At 61.6% G+C, this 17,919-nt stretch carries 18 protein-coding genes; 9 read left to right on the top strand and 9 right to left on the bottom strand.

Annotation, left to right across the window (positions count from 1 at the left end; translation table 11 throughout):
* Positions 1-5 precede the first annotated feature (5 nt).
* The 3 genes from C5F71_RS20375 to C5F71_RS20385 are packed head-to-tail and all read left to right on the top strand — an operon-like array spanning position 6 to position 1,804.
* On the top strand, positions 6-848 hold the full coding sequence (locus C5F71_RS20375) for a copper resistance protein B (RefSeq protein WP_104911819.1): 843 nt from the start codon (positions 6-8) through the stop codon (positions 846-848).
* A gap of 60 nt (positions 849-908) precedes the next feature.
* Entirely contained in the window at positions 909-1,295 is a 387-nt protein-coding gene (gene copC / locus C5F71_RS20380) for a copper homeostasis periplasmic binding protein CopC (protein WP_029292376.1), read from the top strand.
* The gene (locus tag C5F71_RS20385) at positions 1,292-1,804 is read left to right on the top strand and encodes a hypothetical protein (protein WP_104911820.1); all 513 of its coding nucleotides are present in this window, start codon (positions 1,292-1,294) and stop codon (positions 1,802-1,804) included. The genes copC and C5F71_RS20385 overlap by 4 nt, the downstream gene beginning before the upstream one ends.
* On the opposite strand, the gene C5F71_RS20390 is transcribed toward C5F71_RS20385, so the two are convergent.
* From C5F71_RS20390 to C5F71_RS20400, 3 genes are all read right to left on the bottom strand, one after another.
* Positions 1,801-2,667 carry a DUF6279 family lipoprotein gene (locus C5F71_RS20390; RefSeq protein ID WP_104911821.1) on the bottom strand — a complete coding sequence of 289 codons (867 nt, stop codon included), beginning with the start codon at positions 2,665-2,667 and terminating at the stop codon, positions 1,801-1,803. The genes C5F71_RS20385 and C5F71_RS20390 overlap by 4 nt on opposite strands.
* Before the next feature lie 66 nt (positions 2,668-2,733).
* The gene (locus C5F71_RS20395; protein ID WP_029292379.1) at positions 2,734-3,456 is read right to left on the bottom strand and encodes a TorF family putative porin; all 723 of its coding nucleotides are present in this window, start codon (positions 3,454-3,456) and stop codon (positions 2,734-2,736) included.
* Positions 3,457-3,674: 218 nt separating this feature from the next.
* Positions 3,675-3,854, bottom strand: a complete 180-nt coding sequence (locus C5F71_RS20400; RefSeq protein WP_007946007.1) for a hypothetical protein — start codon at positions 3,852-3,854, stop codon at positions 3,675-3,677.
* A gap of 333 nt (positions 3,855-4,187) precedes the next feature.
* Between C5F71_RS20400 and C5F71_RS20405 the strand changes: the two genes are divergently transcribed.
* Together C5F71_RS20405 and C5F71_RS20410 are read left to right on the top strand one after the other, a co-directional pair.
* On the top strand, positions 4,188-5,024 hold the full coding sequence (locus tag C5F71_RS20405) for a S1 RNA-binding domain-containing protein (protein WP_029292380.1): 837 nt from the start codon (positions 4,188-4,190) through the stop codon (positions 5,022-5,024).
* A 66-nt stretch (positions 5,025-5,090) separates the two neighbouring features.
* Complete coding sequence (locus C5F71_RS20410; RefSeq protein WP_070995124.1) at positions 5,091-5,498, top strand: DUF2177 family protein; 408 nt, start codon at positions 5,091-5,093, stop codon at positions 5,496-5,498.
* Here C5F71_RS20410 and C5F71_RS20415 read toward each other — a convergent pair.
* Positions 5,488-6,654, bottom strand: coding sequence for a YbfB/YjiJ family MFS transporter (locus C5F71_RS20415; protein ID WP_104911822.1), 1,167 nt, complete (start codon positions 6,652-6,654; stop codon positions 5,488-5,490). The genes C5F71_RS20410 and C5F71_RS20415 overlap by 11 nt on opposite strands.
* Before the next feature lie 102 nt (positions 6,655-6,756).
* Between C5F71_RS20415 and C5F71_RS20420 the strand changes: the two genes are divergently transcribed.
* Together C5F71_RS20420 and C5F71_RS29415 are read left to right on the top strand one after the other, a co-directional pair.
* Positions 6,757-7,650 carry a LysR family transcriptional regulator gene (locus C5F71_RS20420; RefSeq protein ID WP_104911823.1) on the top strand — a complete coding sequence of 298 codons (894 nt, stop codon included), beginning with the start codon at positions 6,757-6,759 and terminating at the stop codon, positions 7,648-7,650.
* 139 nt (positions 7,651-7,789) lie between these two features.
* Positions 7,790-7,912 (top strand): PA1414 family protein, encoded by a 123-nt coding sequence (locus C5F71_RS29415; protein ID WP_003210728.1) that lies wholly within the window; start codon positions 7,790-7,792, stop codon positions 7,910-7,912.
* Positions 7,913-8,137: 225 nt separating this feature from the next.
* On the opposite strand, the gene C5F71_RS20425 is transcribed toward C5F71_RS29415, so the two are convergent.
* A complete protein-coding gene (locus tag C5F71_RS20425) occupies positions 8,138-9,520 on the bottom strand; it encodes a sodium:solute symporter (protein WP_092234441.1) in 1,383 nt (460 codons plus the stop codon).
* A 66-nt stretch (positions 9,521-9,586) separates the two neighbouring features.
* On the bottom strand, positions 9,587-10,537 hold the full coding sequence (gene speB / locus C5F71_RS20430) for an agmatinase (protein WP_029292385.1): 951 nt from the start codon (positions 10,535-10,537) through the stop codon (positions 9,587-9,589).
* A 287-nt stretch (positions 10,538-10,824) separates the two neighbouring features.
* Between speB and C5F71_RS20435 the strand changes: the two genes are divergently transcribed.
* Together C5F71_RS20435 and C5F71_RS20440 are read left to right on the top strand one after the other, a co-directional pair.
* Positions 10,825-11,718 (top strand): LysR family transcriptional regulator, encoded by an 894-nt coding sequence (locus C5F71_RS20435; RefSeq protein WP_029292386.1) that lies wholly within the window; start codon positions 10,825-10,827, stop codon positions 11,716-11,718.
* Positions 11,719-11,720: 2 nt separating this feature from the next.
* Positions 11,721-12,317 (top strand): tRNA-uridine aminocarboxypropyltransferase, encoded by a 597-nt coding sequence (locus C5F71_RS20440; RefSeq protein ID WP_104911824.1) that lies wholly within the window; start codon positions 11,721-11,723, stop codon positions 12,315-12,317.
* A gap of 259 nt (positions 12,318-12,576) precedes the next feature.
* On the opposite strand, the gene C5F71_RS20445 is transcribed toward C5F71_RS20440, so the two are convergent.
* The 3 genes from C5F71_RS20445 to C5F71_RS20455 are packed head-to-tail and all read right to left on the bottom strand — an operon-like array spanning position 12,577 to position 17,484.
* Positions 12,577-13,932 carry an HlyD family type I secretion periplasmic adaptor subunit gene (locus C5F71_RS20445; RefSeq protein WP_029292388.1) on the bottom strand — a complete coding sequence of 452 codons (1,356 nt, stop codon included), beginning with the start codon at positions 13,930-13,932 and terminating at the stop codon, positions 12,577-12,579.
* Between the two features lie 10 nt (positions 13,933-13,942).
* Positions 13,943-16,102: a type I secretion system permease/ATPase gene (locus C5F71_RS20450; RefSeq protein WP_104911825.1), complete on the bottom strand. Its 2,160-nt coding sequence runs from the start codon at positions 16,100-16,102 to the stop codon at positions 13,943-13,945.
* A gap of 23 nt (positions 16,103-16,125) precedes the next feature.
* Complete coding sequence (locus C5F71_RS20455) at positions 16,126-17,484, bottom strand: TolC family outer membrane protein (protein ID WP_029292390.1); 1,359 nt, start codon at positions 17,482-17,484, stop codon at positions 16,126-16,128.
* Positions 17,485-17,919: the final 435 nt, after the last annotated feature.

Here is a 17,919-nt window from a genome sequence, read left to right on the forward strand (position 1 = left end):
CGAGCATGAGCCATCTATTTCGCCCCGCTGCGCTACTGATCGCGACATTTGCCCCCGTAGCGCTGGTTAGCGCCGAAACCATGGACCACAGCCAGATGCAAGGCATGACGCCAGCAACACCTGCGGCCAGCAGTCATAGTCGTACGCCGATTCCACCGCTGACCGACGCCGATCGCGCCGCGGTCTACAACGCCCCGGGCGGGCATGTGGTGCATGACAGTGGCATCAACTCGTTGTTTGTGATCGACCAACTGGAATGGCAAGGCTCTGACGATGGCCGCGCCGTGGGCTGGGATGCCAAGGGCTGGATGGGCGGTGATATCGACCGCTTGTGGCTGCGCACCGAAGGTGAGCGCGCCAAGGGCAAGACTGAAAAGGCCGAGGTCCAGGCGTTATGGGGCCACGCCATCAGCCCGTGGTGGGATGTGGTGGCCGGTATGCGCCAGGACTTCAAGCCGGGCGACAGCCAGAGTTGGGCGGCGTTCGGCCTGCAAGGCATGGCCCTGTACAACTTCGAGGCCGAGGCCACGCTGTTTGTCGGTGAAGGTGGGCAGACCGCGGCGCGCCTCGAAGGGGACTACGATATTTTGCTGACCAATCGGCTGGTGCTGCAGCCTACCGCCGAGGCCAACTTTTACGGGAAAAACGATCCCGGGCGCGGGATTGGCTCAGGCCTTGCGCAAACCGAGGTTGGGGTGCGGCTGCGTTACGAAATCCGTCGCGAGTTTGCGCCTTACGTCGGGGTGACCTGGAATCGTGCCTACGGCCAGACGGCCGAGTACGCCAGGGACGAGGGCGAGGACCGCAGCGAGGTGCGCTGGGTACTGGGTGTACGCCTGTGGTTTTGATGGATGCTGATTAAAAAACTCTACCTATAACCTGTCGCCATGAGCGGCCAGGAGCCTTGCATGTCTGTGTTTAAAACCACGTGGGTGGCGGTTGCGCTGTGTTCCGGATTATTGCTCAGCGGGCCTTCCTGGGCCCATCCGAAGTTGCTGTCTTCACTGCCTGCGGCCGGGGCAAGCGGGCCGGCCCCCGAGACCATTGAGCTGCACTTTTCGGAAAACCTGCTGACCCAGTTTTCGGGCGCCAAGCTGATCATGACGGCGATGCCCGGCATGGCCCATTCGCCCATGCCCATCAAGGCCAGTGTGTCGGGCAGCAGCGACCCCAAGGTGATGCTGATCAAGCCTGCGGCGCCGCTGCCGGCCGGGACCTACCGGGTGGACTGGCGCGCGGTGTCGTCAGACACCCACCCCATTACCGGCGATGTGGTGTTCAGCGTCCGGCCATGAGTGAGTCTGTGGGCATTGCCTTGCGGTTTGCGCTGTACCTGGACCTGATGCTGCTGTTCGGCTTGGGCTTGTTTGGTCTGTATGGGCTGAAGGCATCGGAGCGGCTATCCGGCGCGGTGTTGAATTTCAAAGGCTGGCTGGCAGGGACCGCGCTTCTTGGCATGTTGCTCTCGATGGCTTCGCTGCTGGTCATGACCCGAGCCATGAGCGGTGAGCAAGAGTGGCAGGCACTTGGGCCGCATCTGCAGATGATGCTGGGGCAGACCGAGTTTGGCTTGACCTGGATACTGCGTATCGGCGTATTGCTGGTGGCCGCTCTGGTTGCCTTGAACGGTGCAATGTGGCCCAGCGCCAGTGTGTGGCTGGCGACCTGGGCGGTGGAGGCTGGCCAATACACGCAGGCCTGTCGCGCCCTGCGGCGTAGCCTGAGCCTGGAATTCGGTGCGGTGCTGCTGATCCTGGGGCTGGTCGCTTGGCTGGGGACGCTGGGCCCAATGGCGTCGGGCTAGGCTTGGCTGCCCTTGAGGCACTTGAGGGACTGGAAGTCGCTGCGCACTTTATCGATCTTCTGCACCAGCTTCTGTCGTTGTTGCACCGTGCTTTCGGCCATCAAATCCACCAGCAGACTGCGGGCCGCCGCTTCGGTCTGGGCATAGGCCTGGCGATAATCTGCGGTCCACAGGCTTTCACGGTCCACCAGCAGTTGCTCCATCTTGCGCGGGAAGTCGCTGCTAGCCCGTTGGTTGACGGCCGCGATGAACTGCGCCTGCCAATGGGCGCGGTTGCCGATCCATTGCTGGTTCTGCGCACCCAGGGCGGTGGACCAGGCCAGCACACGCTCTTGCTGGCTGGCGCTCAACGGGCCGAGCCAGGCGTCCAGGCGTTTGTTCATGCGCTCGCTACGGTCCTTGATCTGTTGCGCCAGGGGAGGCTTGAGGTATTCGTCCTGGCGTTTACGCAGGTCCTTGGCCAGCGCTTGATCCATCTCCCGTACCTGTTGCTCGTCCAGCCCGCGTAGCAATTGGATGGCGGATGGAGTGACCTGCCGGGCGACATCGGCGATGGCCTGCTTGGCTTCGAGGGTGCGGGTTTGCAGGGCTGCATCACTGACCTGATGGTTGTCGACCATCTGTTGCAGGCGGTCGAGCCAGTCGAGGTAGCCGGGCAATTGGGTGGTGCAGTGCCAGGCCAGGTGGTCCTTGAGGGTGTCGTTGAACCAGCTTTTCTGCCCGGCGTTCATGTCTAGGTAGTCGCTGAGGGTCCAGGGGATGATCACGTCGAGGTTGCGATAGGCCAGGCCCACGCGGTTGCAGCCGGCAAGCAGCACGCTCAGGGCCAGCAAGGCCACCAGGATTCTTAACCGATACAGCATGGGCGAGTCCTTGCGCAGTCCAGGGATGTTCATCTGAACTCGCCGGGGGCGTGACAGTTCAGCCCATCAATAAAACGATCGCTCGGCCTTGAGGGTCAACAGGCCATCACATTGCGAATTGTGTCCGGAGTAGGCCGAACAGTCGCTGCCGCTGAGGCTGGAGTCGCTGTAGATCAGGTCCAGGTCGACGCCCATCCACGGTCGGGAGAACTTCACCGACCAGTCGCTGAAACTACGGATCGAGCCGCCCTCCACCGATGCCGGAGCGCCTAACTGATGAGTGGTGTACTTCATGCTCACGCCAATGCCAAACGGCTGGGTGCCGCCCAGGTCGGCAAACAGGGTGCTGTCGCGACGATCGGGGTCGTTGCCCAATGACACGCCAAAGCGATTGCCCAGCAGGTTCAGGCCGCCGTAGAACTCCTGGCTGTCGAGCGGGCTCAACTTGGGGTAGCTGTAATGGATCATCCCCAGTTCATAGCCCAGGGTCTGGTCGAACGGGCGCTTGAAGCCCAAATAGGAATCGACTTCCAGGTTACTGGCGGGTGACAGGCCCATGCTCGGCGAAAACTGGCCGAAATACAGACCGCTGGCGTGGCTCAGGTCGAGGCCGCCGTGGAACGAGTTGCTGCCCGGAGAGGTGGGTTTGACCAGGCCCTGGGCCATGCTGCGACTGGGCGTAGTCCCCAGTTTCAAGTCGAAGTCGCCCAGTTCACGCTGGAAAACCTGCGCGTCGGCGAGGGGGCTGGCGAGCAGGGCGCTGACCAGGAAAATGCACGGCTTGAGCATGCGTCACTCCATGAAAAGCGAGGAGCAGTAACAGAAGGAATCGGGCAAACGCCCGATCTAGACGTGTGCAAGCATACCGGCGAAAGTCAGGGGCTGAGGCCCGTTCGTCGATTGGCGGGGTTGAAAGTGTGTCGGGGGGGAGGGTGCGGGCTCTAGTCCTAGCGCCTTGATAGGCAAGACGCTTAGGGACCAGGTGGGAGGCGTAGGCGGCTTCGCGCTTACTTCTTACCCAGGGTGATCTGCTTGGACGGGCCGAAAGTCTGGCCGCTCACGCCCTTGGCGATCTGCTGGATTTCGCCACCGGACTTGAGGAACGCGGCGATTTGGTTGTTGATCGATTCGCTGGTTTCAACGGCGGGAGCTGGCTTTGCTTTGCTGTTGGATGCTTTTACGCGCATGGCGGCCACTAACCTGTAGAAAATTAACTTGGCCAGGCATCGTACATGAAATGCTTGACAATTGCTTGGTAAATATCTCCCAGGAATAAGCTGCGTTATTATAAAAACCTAAGTTGATCTATGGTTGAGGGCCCTAACTCGATGTTTTAAATAGAAACCCGATGGAAAAAAACCAGCCGCCCATCGATGCCAGCACGTAGCCCGACCTGACGAGCGGAGCGATTGCCTGAAATCCCCTGGCAAACCCGTGATTTTTCAGGGTTGCGCGCCTGGACACGGGACCGCTGCCTTCAACTCGGGTAGAATGCCGCCCACGCAATGAGGGTATTGGAAATGGCTTTAGTCGGGCGCTACAACAGTTTGCAAGTGGTTAAACACACTAACTTTGGTTTGTATCTGGATGGTGAGCAAGAGGGCGAAATCCTCTTGCCTAATCGTTATATTCCCAAAGATATTCCCAGTGAAGATGAAGACTGGCTTAACGTTTTTATTTATCTGGACAGCGATGACAAACTTATCGCCACCACTGAAAAACCAAAAGTGCAGGTGGGTGAGTTTGCCAGCCTGAAAGTGGTAGAAGTCAACAGCATCGGGGTATTCCTCGACTGGGGCCTGCCCAAGGACCTGCTGCTGCCTTACTCCGAGGAAAAGCGCCAACTGACTGCCGGTGAATACTGCGTGGTGCATGTCTACCTCGACAAGCACACCAAGCGCATCACCGCCACTGCGCGCCTGGACCGTTACCTGGACAAGACCCCGGCCAACTACACCGTGGGCCAGGAAGTTGACTTGCTGGTTGCTGAAGCCACTGATATGGGGTTCAAGGCGATCATCAACAACAAGCACTGGGGCCTGATCCACAAGAACGAAGTGTTCAAGTTCCTGCGTCCGGGCAAGGAAGAGAAGGGTTTCATCAAGGAAATTCGCGCCGATGGCAATATCAGCCTGAGCCTGCAACCGGTCGGCGAACAAGCGGCGTCCAGCCTGAACTCGAAGATCCTCGCCAAGTTGCGTGAAAACAACGGCAGCCTGCCGGTCAGCGACAAGAGCGACCCGACCGTGATCAGCAACTTGTTTGGCGTGAGCAAGGGCAACTTCAAGAAGGCCATTGGTGCGCTGTACAAGCAGGGCCAGATCGTGATTCACGCTGATCGTATTGAACTAAGCTGACTGCAACCTGCTCTTGTGTAGGAGTCGCTATCGCCGGCATGCCGGCTCCTACAGTAGGGTGTCGTCATGGGCAAAAAAGTCGTGTTTGCTTACCTCGGTACGTTATTGGCTTTTTTAGTGCTCGATGGCCTCTGGCTTGGCGTGTTGATGGGGTCGACCTACAAGGCCCTGCTGGGGCCGCTGATGCTTGAACAACCGCGATTGCTGCCGGCGGCACTGTTCTACTTCCTTTATGTGTTCGGCTGTGTGGCTTTTGTGGTGCTGCCGGCGCTGGCCAGTGGTGGCTGGCAACGGGCCGCCCGCCTGGGCGCCTTGCTCGGGTTGGTGGCCTATGGCACCTATGACCTGAGCAACTGGGCGACCTTGCAAGGCTGGTCGGCGGGCCTGGCATTGATGGACATGGCGTGGGGCACCTTCCTCACGGCTGCGTGCTGCTTGCTGGGGTACGGGGCGGCGCACCGCGTCAGGGGCTGAGCCGCGCCCGGCAATCAATCGGTGCCGGGGCCGGTCGTAGCAGCAATGCACCGGCCAGTATCAGGCCGCTGCCCGCCACTATCAGCGCCGGCTGCAAGCCGCCGCTAAGGTGGCTACTCAACGAGGCCAGCAGTGGGCCACTTAACTGGCCCAGGGCAAAACATGCCGTCAGCAGCCCCGTGCTGCGTTGCGCACCGTGGGGTGCGATTTCCCGCAGGCGCTGCATCACCAGTTGCATGCACGCCAGGAACGGCAGACCGCACAGCACCACGCCCAATGCCAAACCCACACCATTGCCCAGCAAACAAGCGAAGACGCCGGCCGCTTGCAGCCATAGGGTGGCCATCAACCAATAGCGTGTAGTGTCGGGGTTGGGCTTGCGCAGGCTGACCAGCAACACACCCAGGGCTGCCGCGAGGCCAAAGCACGGCCAGAACAGGTCCGCCTGCCAGGCGCCCTTGAACTGCGCGCTGGCCATTTGTGACAGGAACGTGGCGGGGATGATGTAGCCCAAGCCAAACAACAGGTAAACCCAGCCCAGATGCGCGATGCTGCCATTGCTCCCGGTTGTGGCGCTGCTGCTCTGCGGCTGTCCTCTGTCAGGCTGGGGCAGCAACGGCAGGATCACCAGCAACATGCCCAGGGCGACCACGCCATACACCAGCCACAACGTCGCCGAATCCTCGCCCAGCAGGTTCGAGCCCAATGCCAACAGTCCCGTGAGCAGTATCCCCAGCCCAGGCCCGGCAAATACCAATGCTCCTAATCGCGGGCGCCCGGCGGCAATCGCCAGGGGTTGGCTCAGGCCGGTAATCATCACCAGCACCCAGGCGCTGGCCACGCCCGTGCCAAAGCGCAATATCAGGTGCGACCAGAAGCCGTTGGCCCAGAACGACGCCAGGGTCAGCAGCACACACAACCACAACCCGCCGAGCAGCCGCCCGCGTATGTGGCGATGACTGCGCGCGAACATCGAGTCCACGGCCCCCACGAAATAGCCCAGGTAGTTGGCTGCGGCGATCAGCCCGGCCTCGGTCAGGTCGATTTGCCCTTCGCTGAGCAAGTGTGGCATTTGCGGGGTGAGGGCAAAGCGGCCAATGCCCATGGCCATCATCAGGGCGATAAAGCTGGCGAGTAAGCGAATCAAGGGAGACATGGGGCAAATTCCTGCAAGAAGCGATGACCCCAGGTTAAGGTGGATTGTTATTCAGTAAAAATGAATAATGCTGAGCAACTTGTTCAGTTAAGGAGAATGGTTGTGGAGTTCAGCCAACTGCGTATTTTCCAGGCTGTGGCCGAAGAGGGCTCTATTACCCGTGCAGCAGAGCGCCTGCACCGGGTGCCGTCGAACCTCTCGACCCGGCTCAAGCAAATGGAAGAGCAATTGGGTGTCGAGCTGTTCGTGCGCGAGCGCCAGCGCCTGCAACTGTCGCCTGCTGGCAAGGTGCTGCTCGACTACAGCACGCGGCTTCTGGCGCTGCACGACGAAGCGCACGGCGCCGTACAGGGCGGGCAACCAGCCGGGGACTTTGTGCTGGGCAGCATGTACAGCACCGCCGCGATCCATTTGCCGAAACTGCTGGCGCAGTATCACAAGGCTTACCCGATGGTGAACCTGCAAGTGCAGTCGGCGCCCAGCGGTGAGCTGCTTGAAGGCCTGATCACCGGGCGTCTGGATGCGGCGCTGGTGGATGGCCCATTGACCTTGGCGACCCTGGACGGTGTGCCGTTGTGCGAGGAGCGCTTGCTGCTGATCTGCGAGGCGGACCACCCGCCGGTACGCGGCCCGCAGGATGTGGCCGGGCGCTCGGTGTTCACCTTCCGACGCAGTTGTTCGTATCGGGCGCGCCTGGAAGCGTGGTTTTCCCACGACCGCGTAGCCATGGGGCGGGCCATCGAGATTGAGTCGTATCAAGGCATGCTGGCGTGTGTGATCGCCGGTTCCGGGGTGGCGTTGATGTCCGAATCGATGCTCGACAGCCTGCCCGGCAAGCACAGCGTCTCGATCCACCCCCTGGCCGAGCCGTTTGCCCACGCCACCACCTGGCTGATGTGGCGCAAGGGCATGCTCGGGGCTAATCTCAACGCGTGGATTGACCTGCAGCAAGAGGGCAAGACGCGGCCTGAACAAGATGCGCGAGCGATTGCCTGACCGCATCGTCAGGATTTGTATCAATTCAGTAATGGTTCGTTGCGGTTTCAGGCAAGCATTGCGTGGGACTTAGTACTACTATCTGTAGGAAGCAGCCACAGAATTCCAGCTGCTCGGCACTACCCTCAAAGGGGGCACCATGAAAGAAAAACTGCAAAACTGGCTGCACGACCTCGGCGTCGCACTCGGCTTGATCGAGCCACCGCTGCAACCGGTGCCTATCCGCACCGATGACGAACAGCGCCGCCCGCGTCGCAGGTAAGCCCGGAAAAGCGCTCAGACACAGGGTTTGAGCGCGGTTGTAGGACCACGCAACACCGCAGATTCAATGTGGGAGCGGGCTTGCTCGCGATTACGGTAAATCAGTGACTGAACGGTTGACTGACCTACCGTAATCGCGAGCAAGCCCGCTCCCACTTTTTGTTTGGTGTTTTAAATAAAAAAACGGATGCGACACCGACGTCGCACCCGCTGAAGAAAGCTATATTCAAGCGGCGTCGGCCACCGTGACCTGTGGCCGGCGCGACAGCATGCTCACCAGCACAAAACTCACCACACTCACGCCCAGGCTGTAGTAGATCGGTGTGTTTGCCTCCAGACCATCCTTGATCATGAACACCAGCGACGTGGCAAACCCCAGTGCCATGGCGCTGATTGCACCCGAAGTGGTCGCGCGTTTCCAGTAGATCGCCCCGATCAACGGGATCAACATGCCGCCGACCAGCAGGTTATAGGCCAGGGTCAAGGCACTGATCACATCGGTTACCACCAAAGCGATAGCCAGCACGGCGATGCCGGTCAGCAGGGTGAACAGGCGGTTGATGTTCAGGCTCGACTGTTTGCCGCCGCGCAGGCGTGGCAGCAGGTCTTCGGTGAGCACGGTGGATGCGGCGAGCAGCCCGGCGCTGGCCGTGGACATCATGGCCGCCAGGGCCGCGGCGATCACCAGGCCACGCAGGCCATCGGGCAGCGACAGTTTGACGATGGCGGCGAAGGCGTTGTTGACGTTGTCCAGGTCCGGGATCAGCACATGGGCGGCCATGCCGATCAGCGCACAGGCCAGGCCGTAGAGGATGCAGTAAAAACCGGCGAAAGTGCCTGCATACTTGGCGACCTTTTCGTCCCGTGCGGTAAAGACCCGTTGCCAGATGTCCTGGCCGATCAGGATGCCGAAAAAGTAGATCATGAAGTAGGTGATGATGGTGTCCCAGCCGATACTGGTGAAGCTGAAACTGGCCGCTGGCAGCTTGGCCACCAGTTCATCCCAGCCGCCCACGCGGTACAGGCAGATCGGCAGCAGGATAAACATCAGGCCGACGGTCTTGATCACGAACTGCACGATATCGGTCAAGGTCAATGACCACATGCCGCCGATGGTCGAATACACCAGCACCACGCCACCGCCCAGCAGGATGGCGGCCCAGAAGGGCAGGTCAAACATCACCTGCAATACGGTGCCGATCCCCAGGATCGAGGTCACTGCCAGCATCAGCGCGTAGGCCAGCATGATCAACCCGCTGGCCTGGCGGGCCGTGGGGTTGTAGCGCTGCTCCAGGACCTGGGTCACGGTGAAGATTTTCAGCTTGAGCAAGGGCTTGGCGAGGAACAGGTTCAGCGCGATGATCCCCGCGCCCAGCGCTGCGCAGAGCCAGAAGCCGGAAATACCGTGGACATACCCCAGGCGCACGCTGCCCACGGTGGACGCGCCACCGAGTACCGTTGCTGCCATGGTGCCCATGTACAGGGTCGGCCCCAGGTTGCGCCCGGCGACCAGGTAGTCTTCATGGGTCTTGGCCCGGCGCATGCCCAAATAGCCGAGCACGAGCATGCCGGCGGCGTAGATAAGTACGACGAATAGATCCACAGCCATGTTGGCGAATCTCCAATTATTATTTTTATCGGTATTCAGGCGCGGGGCACATGGCCCCGCGCTACATCAGCGGTGCGTGACGCCAGGCAGCACACAGAGCATTTCGTACAGCAGGTTGGCGCCCAGCAACGAGGTGTTGCCGGTGGTGTCGTAGGGCGGCGAAACTTCCACCAGGTCACAACCAATCAGCTCCAGGCCCTGGCAGCCACGGATAATCTCGATCGCCTGGATGGTGGTCAGCCCGCCGATTTCCGGGGTGCCGGTACCGGGGGCCCAGGCCGGGTCGATGCCGTCGATATCGAAACTCAGGTACACCGGGCCGCCGCCGACCTTTTCCCGGACTTCGGCCATCAACGGCGCGAGGGACTGGTGCCAGCACTCTTCGGCCTGGACCACGCGGAACCCCTGCTTACGGCTCCAGTTGAAGTCTTCGGCGGTATAGCCCTGGGCGCGCAGGCCGATTTGCACCACGCGGTCGCAATCGAGCAGGCCCTCTTCGACGGCACGGCGGAAGGTGGTGCCGTGGGCGATTTTCTCGCCGAACATATGGTCATTGACGTCGGCGTGGGCATCGATATGCACCAGCCCGACCTTGCCGTGCTTCTTGTGGATCGCCCGCAGGATCGGCAGGGTGATGGTGTGGTCGCCGCCCAGGGTCAGCGGGATCACGTCGTGCTTGAGGATCTCATCGTAGGATTCTTCGATGATGCGCACGGCGTCCAGCAGGTTGAAGGTGTTGATCGCCACATCGCCGATGTCGGCCACTGACAGCGAGTCGAACGGTGCGGCGCCGGTGGCCATGTTGTAGGGGCGGATCATCACCGACTCGGCGCGGATTTCGCGGGGCCCGAAGCGGGTCCCGGCGCGCAGCGAGGTGCCAATATCCAGGGGCACACCGACGAAGGCCGCATCCAGGCCGGCTGCGGTTTGCAGGTGGGGCAGGCGCATCATGGTGGCGATGCCGGCAAAGCGCGGCATTTCGTTGCCGCCCAGTGGTTGGTGAAAGATCTTGTCCACGGGAGTGCCTCATCGTTGTTGTGGTTATCAGAGGCCGATTCTGCGAAATGTCGGACACGGGAAGAATCGCTGCGGGAAAATACTTAGTTCAGATTTTTCTGAACTAATGCCTGGGGTAGACTCCACCGGTGTGCAAAACCTGTTCCCTGTAGGAGCGAGCTTGCTCGCGAAAAACGTTAACGATCACGCGGGCATTCAGAATGTACGCGGCGCTCTCAGGTTTTTCGCGAGCAAGCTCGCTCCTACAGGGAATGGGCCTGTCAGCCGATTTTTTGCCTGGAGGTTCCATGGCCAGCGCCTTGCCCGACCTGAAACTGTTGCGCATCTTCGTCAGCGTGGTGCGCCACCAAGGGTTTGCCAGTGCCCAGCACGAACTCAACCTGTCGACGTCCGCCATCAGTACCTATATGAGCCAGTTGGAAGGCGCCCTGGGCCTGGTGTTGTGCCATCGTGGGCGGGGCGGTTTCAGCTTGACCAGCAAGGGTGAGCTGTTTCATCAGGAAACCTTGCGCCTGCTGGCCGAGTTGGAGGGCTTCGAGCAGTACGCGGCGGCGCTCAAAGGCGAGCTGCGTGGCACGCTCAAACTGGGCGTGCTCGACTCCACCGTCAGCGACAAGGCCCTGCCATTCGCCGAAGTCATCGGCGCCTACAGCCTTGAGCACCCGGCCGTGCATTTGCATTTGTCGGTCATGAGCCCCTACGAGCTGCAACTCGGGGTCCAGGACAATCGCCTGGACCTGGCCATCGGCGCCTTCTCCAACCGCATGAGCGGCTTGATCTACATGCCGTTGTACCGCGAGCAACACTGGCTTTACTGCAGTTCGCGCCATCCACTGTTCAGCGAGCGGCGCATCCCCGAACAGGTGATCACCCAGCAACGCATGGTCGGGCGCGGGTATTGGAGCCAGGCGGAACTGGCGCGCCACGGCTTCAAACACAGCGCCGCGACGGTAGAAAGTATGGAAGCGCAGTTGATCCTGGTGCTGTCCGGTGCCTACATCGGCTACTTGCCCGAACACTACGCCCAGGCCTGGGCTGACAAGGGCGACTTGCGGGTGCTGCTGCCCGCGACTTTTGGCTACCAGGCGCCGTTTTCGCTGATCATGCGCCGTGGGCGCAGCCGCGAACCGTTGATCCAGACCTTCCGCGACTTACTCAAAGCACAGCTCAATCAGGCCTGAACATGTCCAGACCCCAATGCCCCCGCTGCCTGCGGCCGAACACCCACTGCCTGTGTGCGCTGATCCCGAGCCTGGACAGCCGCACCCGAGTGTTGCTGTTGCAACATCCCAGCGAGGTCAACCATGCCCTCAACACCGCACGTCTGGCCGCGTTGGGCCTGGTGAATGCGCAACTGGTGGTGGGTGAAGTATTCGAAGGCTTGCAGACCTTGCTCAACCCCCCTGGGTATCAGGCGCGGCTGCTGTTTCCCGGCGAGGACGCGCAGCCGCTGCAGGCCTACAGCCCATCCGACGAACCGCTGCTGCTGGTGGTGCCCGACGGCACCTGGCGCAAGGCGCGTAAATTGCTGCACCTCAACCCGCTGCTGGCGGCGTTGCCACGGGTGACGCTGACGGCGGGCGCCGTGTCCCGTTATCGGTTGCGCAAGGCACCGGGGCCGGGGGCGTTGTCGACGGTGGAGGCGATCGAGCAGGCGTTGACGGTGCTGGAGGCGCCGCAGTCATTCGAGCCGTTATTGCGACCGTTCGAGGCGTTGATCGAGGGGCAGATTGCGGCGATGGGGGAAGAGGTTTTCCAGCGCAATCACGGGAGTGACTAGCAGGTTCACCGAGGCGGGGCCATCACAGCGACGCGGCGAAGGGCACAGGTACCTACACAGCTTTTAGAAACTGACGATTTCCCTGTGGCGAGCGGGCTTGCCCCGCGCTGGGCTGCAAAGCAGCCCCAGTCAGTCGAATGCGGTATATCAAATACTCCGTAGCGGTTGGTTTTGGGGCTGCTTTGCAGCCCAGCGCGGGGCAAGCCCGCTCGCCACTGCAGCCCTATCTGGTTGGGTTTAAGCGCCCGCCCAAACACCGCTAACGCTCGCGCATCGCCTCCGTCCTCGCCTTCAACACCGGCTTGAGCAAGTAATCCAGCACGCTTTTCTCCCCGGTAATAATGTCCACCGTTGCCACCATCCCCGGGATGATCAGCAGCGGTTTTTTCTCCCCGCCCAAATGGTTCTTATCGGTGCGCACCTGGATCAGGTAGAAGCTGTTGCCCTTGTCGTCGGTAATCGTATCGGCGCCGATCAGCTCCAGTTTTGCCGCGAGCCCGCCGTAGATGGTGTAGTCGTAGGCACTGAACTTGACCATCGCCTTCTGCCCCGGATGCAAGAAGGCTACGTCCTGGGGCCGCACTTTGGCCTCGATCAGCAGGTTGTCTTCCAGCGGTACGATTTCCACCATGTCGCTGCCCGGTTGGACCACGCCGCCGATGGTGTTGACCTTCAGTTGCTTGATCACCCCATGGACCGGCGAGACCACGGTGGTGCGGCTGACACGGTCATCAATGGCGATGCTGGTGGCGGTGATTTTCGATAGATCAGTGCGCTTTTCGTTGAGCTCCTTGGCCGCTTCCGAGCGGAAGGTCTGCACCGATTCGTCGATCTTGCTCTTGATCTCATTGATCGCCGACTCCGCCCGGGGGATCGCCAGGGTGGTGGCGTTCAATGAGCCACGGATCTCCACGGCGCTGCGTTTGAGGCGCAGGATTTCCACTGGCGAGACCGCGCCGGTGCCCACCAGCGGCGCCGACATGTTCATCTCTTGCTGCAGCAGCGCCAGGCTGGAGCTGAATTGGCCCTGCTTGGAGCGGAATTCCGCCAGCTCCTGGGTTTTCTGCCGCAGTTGTTCGCTCAAGGTCCGCTGTTCGCTGCTCAAGCGCCGCTGGCGTTGTTCGAACAACGAGCGTTCGTCCTCGGCCACTTGCGGGGCCTTGGCGATCACTTCATCGGACAATTTGAACGGCCGCCCCTCGGCCTCGGCGGACAAGCGTTCTACCTGGGCGGTGAGGGCATAACGGTCGACTTCGCTTTCGCCCTTGTTCGAGCGAAACCGCGTGTCGTCCAGTTGCAGCAACTTGTCGCCCTTGTCCACCATCTGTCCTTCGCGCACGTAAATCTGGGTGACGATGCCACCCTCCAGGTTCTGGATCACCTGCACTTTGCTCGACGGGATGGCCTTGCCTTCGCCCATGGTCACTTCATCGAGTACCGCAAAGTTGGCCCACAGCAGGGCGCAGATCAGCAGGCCGGCGGTGAGCCACACGATAATCCGTGAACGGCGCGGCGAGTCCTGCAGTGCAGCGCCCGCCAGTTCGGGCATGAATTCGCTGTCGGCGGTTTTGCCAAAACTCTTGAAGTAGCCCGGTGATGAGGGAGTGGCTGACATGGTGGGGCTCCTAGACGGCGGCCGAGCCGACACGGCCCTTGCGCAATGCATCGATCACACTTTCTTTGGGGCCGTCGGCCACGATGCGGCCGTTGTCCAGCACGATCAAACGGTCGACCAGGCTGAGCATCGAGGTGCGGTGCGTGACCAGGAGCAACGTCTTGCCTTTGACCCATAGCTCCAGGCGCTGGCGCAGGGTTTCTTCGCTGCTGTTGTCCATGGCGCTGGTGGGTTCATCCAGCAACAGGATCGGCGGGTCGAGCAGCAGCGCGCGGGCCAGCAACACCGCCTGGCGTTGGCCGCCGGACAGCAGTTGACCGCGCTCGCCCACCGGCCGGTCGAAGCCTTGGGGGTGTTGACGGGCCAGCTCGCTGACGCCGGTCAGTTCGGCCACTTCGAGCATCCGCGCATCGCTGATATAGCGCGCGCCCAGGGTCAGGTTGTCGCGCAGGCTACCGGCCAGCAGCGGCAGATCATGGGCCACATAGCCCACTTGCTGGCGCAGGTCGGCCACGTCCAGTTGCCGCAGGTCGAGACCGTCGAGCAGCAATTGGCCCTCCTCTGGGGTGTAAAAACCCATCACCAGCCGGCCCAGGGTGCTTTTGCCCGAGCCGCTGCGCCCGATAATCCCCACGCGCTCGCCCGCCTTGAGCTGGAAACTGACCTGGCTCAGGGCCGGGGCGTTTTGCCCGGCGTAGTGGAAGGTCACCTGGCTGACTTCCAGGGCGCCCGTCAGTTGCGTGCGTTCCAGGGGGCGCTGTTGCGGGTCGCGCTCCTGGGGCAGGGCCATCAACGCGTCGGTGCTGCGCATGGTCAATTGCGCCTGCTGATAGCGGGTGATCAACCCGGCAATCTGCCCCAGCGGTGCCAGTACCCGGCTGCCGAGCATGTAGGTGGCCACCAGCGCACCGACACTGAGGCTGCCGGCGATGATGCTGTAGACCCCGGCGACAATCGTTGCCATCCCGGAAAACTGCTGGATGAACAACGTGCCATTGGTGGCCAGCGCCGAGAGGTTGCGCGCGTGGCTATCGAGGCGGGTGAGGGCGCCATGGGTGCTTTCCCACTGGTGCTGGCGCTCGCTTTCGGCGCTGCAGGCCTTGAGGGTTTCCAGGCCGCCGAGGGTCTCGATCAACAGCGCCTGGCGTTCGGCGCCCAGGCTCAGGCTTTTTTGCACGGTGTCGCGCAGGCGAGCCTGGATCAGCATCGCAAAGCCGATGGTCAGCGGGAACGCACACAAAGGAATGATCACCAGCCAACCGCCGAGCAGGCCGATCACCACCAGCATCAGCACGGCGAAGGGCAGGTCGATCAGGCTGGTGAGGGTCACGGCGGTGAGAAACTCGCGCAGGCCCTGGAAGTCATGGATGCTCTGGGCGAAACCGCCGATGGTGGCCGGGCGCGCCTTCATCGACATGCCGGTGATGCGCTCGAACAGGGTTGCCGAAAGAATCACGTCGGTCTTCTTGCCGGCGGTGTCCAGCAAGTGGGCGCGCACCACCCGCAGCACCAGCTCGAAACCCGTGCCGATCAGCAGGCCGATCACCAGGACCCACAAGGTCGACGTGGCCTGGTTCGGCACCACGCGATCGTAGGTCTGCATGACAAACAGCGGCACCATCAGGCCCAGCAGGTTGATCAGCAAGCTGGCGAGAATCGCATCGCTGTACAGCCAGCGCGACAGCTTCAAGGTGTCGCGAAACCACGCCTCGACCCGCGGCACCAATGGCGCGCGCAGGTCTTCGATCTCGTGCCGTGGCCGGGCGAACAGGGCCTGGCCGCTGTAGGCCGCGTCGAGCTCCTCGCGGCTGACCCACTGTTCGCCGCCTTCGGCTTCGCTGGGCAGGATCAGCGCCTGGCCATCCTCGCCCCAACGCCGCAGCACCGCGCAGCGGCCTTCGTTGAGCAGCAGCAGCACCGGCAGGTTGAGCGCCGAGATTGCTTTCAAGTCCCGGCGCAATACCCGCGCCTGCAAGCTGGCCCGGGCCGCTGCCCGTGGCAGCAAGTCCAGGCTCAGGCGTTGTTGCGCCAAGGGCAGGCCGGCGCTCAGGCTGGCGCGGCTGACGGTACAGCCATGCAGCTTGCACAGGATCAGCAGGCCGTCGAGCAACGGGTCATCAAAGCTCTGGCGCGGGTCGACACCCGGGTTCAGCGGTTCCATCTGGCTCACGGCGGTCTGCTCCACGTCGTTGGCTACTTCAGGTCAGGCAAGTGGGCTTCGCTTCTGACTTCCGACTGGGCAATGGCTTCGGCCGGCACCACCACGCGCTCCTTGTTCAGCAGCTCGCCCATGTTGGCCAGCACGCGGTACATGGAGAACTCTTCGGTGTAGCGCACTTCGGTGTAGCGCCGGTTGGCGTTGTACAGCTCGTTTTCACTGTCCAGCAGGTCCAGCAGGGTGCGCTGGCCCAGGCCGAACTGATCCTGATAGGCCGCGCGCACCCGTTGGGTGGTTTCGGCATATTCGCGGGCGGTGGGGGTCTGGATGCGTGCGTTGTCCATGGCGTGCCAGGCCAGGTTGAGGTTCTCGTTGAGCATGCGCAGGGCGTTGTTGCGGATGTCCATGGCCTGGTTGATCTTGTGCGAGTCCGACGCCAGGCGGGCCTTGTCGCTGCCGCCACGGAACAGGTTGTAGTTCATCACCACGCCCACCCGCCATTCATTGTCGTGGCCCAGGTCGCCCTGCACATTGTTATTGGCGCCTACCGCAGCCTCGGCGTCGAAGCGTGGGTAGAACGGCGACTTGGCTACTTCGTACTGACTCTCGGCGGCCATCACATCGGACTGGGCGGATTTCAGATAGGGGTTGTTCTCCAGCATGCTGCGCCGCGCACCGAGTTGATCGGCGGGCAACTGACCCTTGATCGAGGCTGGGCTTTCCAGTTCGTCCGGCATGCGCCCGACCACACTATAAAAATTCGATTCGGCGTCTTGCAGGTCGACCATGGCGGTCTGGTAGTTGTTGTCCGCCAGGGCCCGACGGGCGGTGGACTGGTCGCGGTCGGCGGTACTGCCGATGCCACGCTCGGTGCGTAGGCCGATCTGATCGGTGACCCGCAGGTGCGCCTGCAGGTTGTTCTTGGCCAAGGTCAGCAGGTCGCGGCGCTTGAGCACTTCCAGGTACACCTCGACGGTGCGCAGGGCCAGGCTTTCGGCAGTGCCACGGGTGTAATAGGCACGTGAGTTGACCACGGCGCCGGTGCGTTGCACTTCGTTGGAGGTGTTGAAGCCGTCGAACAGCATCTGGCGCAGGCGCAGTTCCGACTGGGTGTAGTTGTCGGTCTCGGTGTGGTGGTTGCCGCCGCGGGCGCGGGTGGTGCTGTTGTCGCTGTAGCCGCGGCCATAGGCGGCATTCAGGTCGAGGCTGGGATAGAAGCCACCCTTGGCGACTTTCACATCTTCGTCGGCCGACAGCCGGCTGTTACGGCTGGCATTGAGTTCCGGGTGAGTGTCCAGCGTGCTTTGGATCGCTTGGGTCAGCGACATCGCTTGGGTGTTGGTGCATGCCATGGCGATCAGAATGGCGCTGCAGAGGGGGGTAAAGACGCGCATGGGAACATCTCCTGTGTATCAGTGCTGCTGGTCTGTCGCCATTTATTTGACGAATTTAGTGGGCAAACCGTCTCAGGCTTGTAACAACAGAGCTAAGAACATTTGCAGGAGGACCTAAGAAGAATTTCTCATAACGTTTATGTCCAAAAAAACTTATGCGTTCTGCGTGAAGCAAGACATTGTTCAAAGCACAAGCCTTGAGTTATGTGCGCTTCGGCGCATTTTCAGGGCCTTGGAAAGTTCAATCGCAAGTGCAAGCGGATCGTGGGGTAGCGGAAAAAAGGGAATTTAAGGGTGACGGTTTTTTGTCACTTGGTCCCTGGGAAGGCTCTCTGCAAGCGGGTCGAAGCGCGGTTTGGCGGCTGATTTGAATCAGTTTTGTGCCACTTCCGGGCGAAGGTCCGGGCCACTGGATCCACTGCATTTGTGCACGTA

This window comes from Pseudomonas sp. LG1D9, from assembly GCF_002949995.1.
In the GTDB taxonomy this organism is placed as follows: Bacteria; Pseudomonadota; Gammaproteobacteria; order Pseudomonadales; family Pseudomonadaceae; genus Aquipseudomonas; species Aquipseudomonas proteolytica.

Coding starts and splice junctions, on each gene's coding strand:
- C5F71_RS20375 (WP_104911819.1), top strand. CDS start 6: ATGAGCCATCTATTTCGCCCCGCTGCGCTACTGATCGCGACATTTGCC.
- copC (WP_029292376.1), top strand. CDS start 909: ATGTCTGTGTTTAAAACCACGTGGGTGGCGGTTGCGCTGTGTTCCGGA.
- C5F71_RS20385 (WP_104911820.1), top strand. CDS start 1,292: ATGAGTGAGTCTGTGGGCATTGCCTTGCGGTTTGCGCTGTACCTGGAC.
- C5F71_RS20390 (WP_104911821.1), bottom strand. CDS start 2,667: ATGCTGTATCGGTTAAGAATCCTGGTGGCCTTGCTGGCCCTGAGCGTG.
- C5F71_RS20395 (WP_029292379.1), bottom strand. CDS start 3,456: ATGCTCAAGCCGTGCATTTTCCTGGTCAGCGCCCTGCTCGCCAGCCCC.
- C5F71_RS20400 (WP_007946007.1), bottom strand. CDS start 3,854: ATGCGCGTAAAAGCATCCAACAGCAAAGCAAAGCCAGCTCCCGCCGTT.
- C5F71_RS20405 (WP_029292380.1), top strand. CDS start 4,188: ATGGCTTTAGTCGGGCGCTACAACAGTTTGCAAGTGGTTAAACACACT.
- C5F71_RS20410 (WP_070995124.1), top strand. CDS start 5,091: ATGGGCAAAAAAGTCGTGTTTGCTTACCTCGGTACGTTATTGGCTTTT.
- C5F71_RS20415 (WP_104911822.1), bottom strand. CDS start 6,654: ATGTCTCCCTTGATTCGCTTACTCGCCAGCTTTATCGCCCTGATGATG.
- C5F71_RS29415 (WP_003210728.1), top strand. CDS start 7,790: ATGAAAGAAAAACTGCAAAACTGGCTGCACGACCTCGGCGTCGCACTC.
- C5F71_RS20425 (WP_092234441.1), bottom strand. CDS start 9,520: ATGGCTGTGGATCTATTCGTCGTACTTATCTACGCCGCCGGCATGCTC.
- C5F71_RS20435 (WP_029292386.1), top strand. CDS start 10,825: ATGGCCAGCGCCTTGCCCGACCTGAAACTGTTGCGCATCTTCGTCAGC.
- C5F71_RS20440 (WP_104911824.1), top strand. CDS start 11,721: ATGTCCAGACCCCAATGCCCCCGCTGCCTGCGGCCGAACACCCACTGC.
- C5F71_RS20445 (WP_029292388.1), bottom strand. CDS start 13,932: ATGTCAGCCACTCCCTCATCACCGGGCTACTTCAAGAGTTTTGGCAAA.
- C5F71_RS20455 (WP_029292390.1), bottom strand. CDS start 17,484: ATGCGCGTCTTTACCCCCCTCTGCAGCGCCATTCTGATCGCCATGGCA.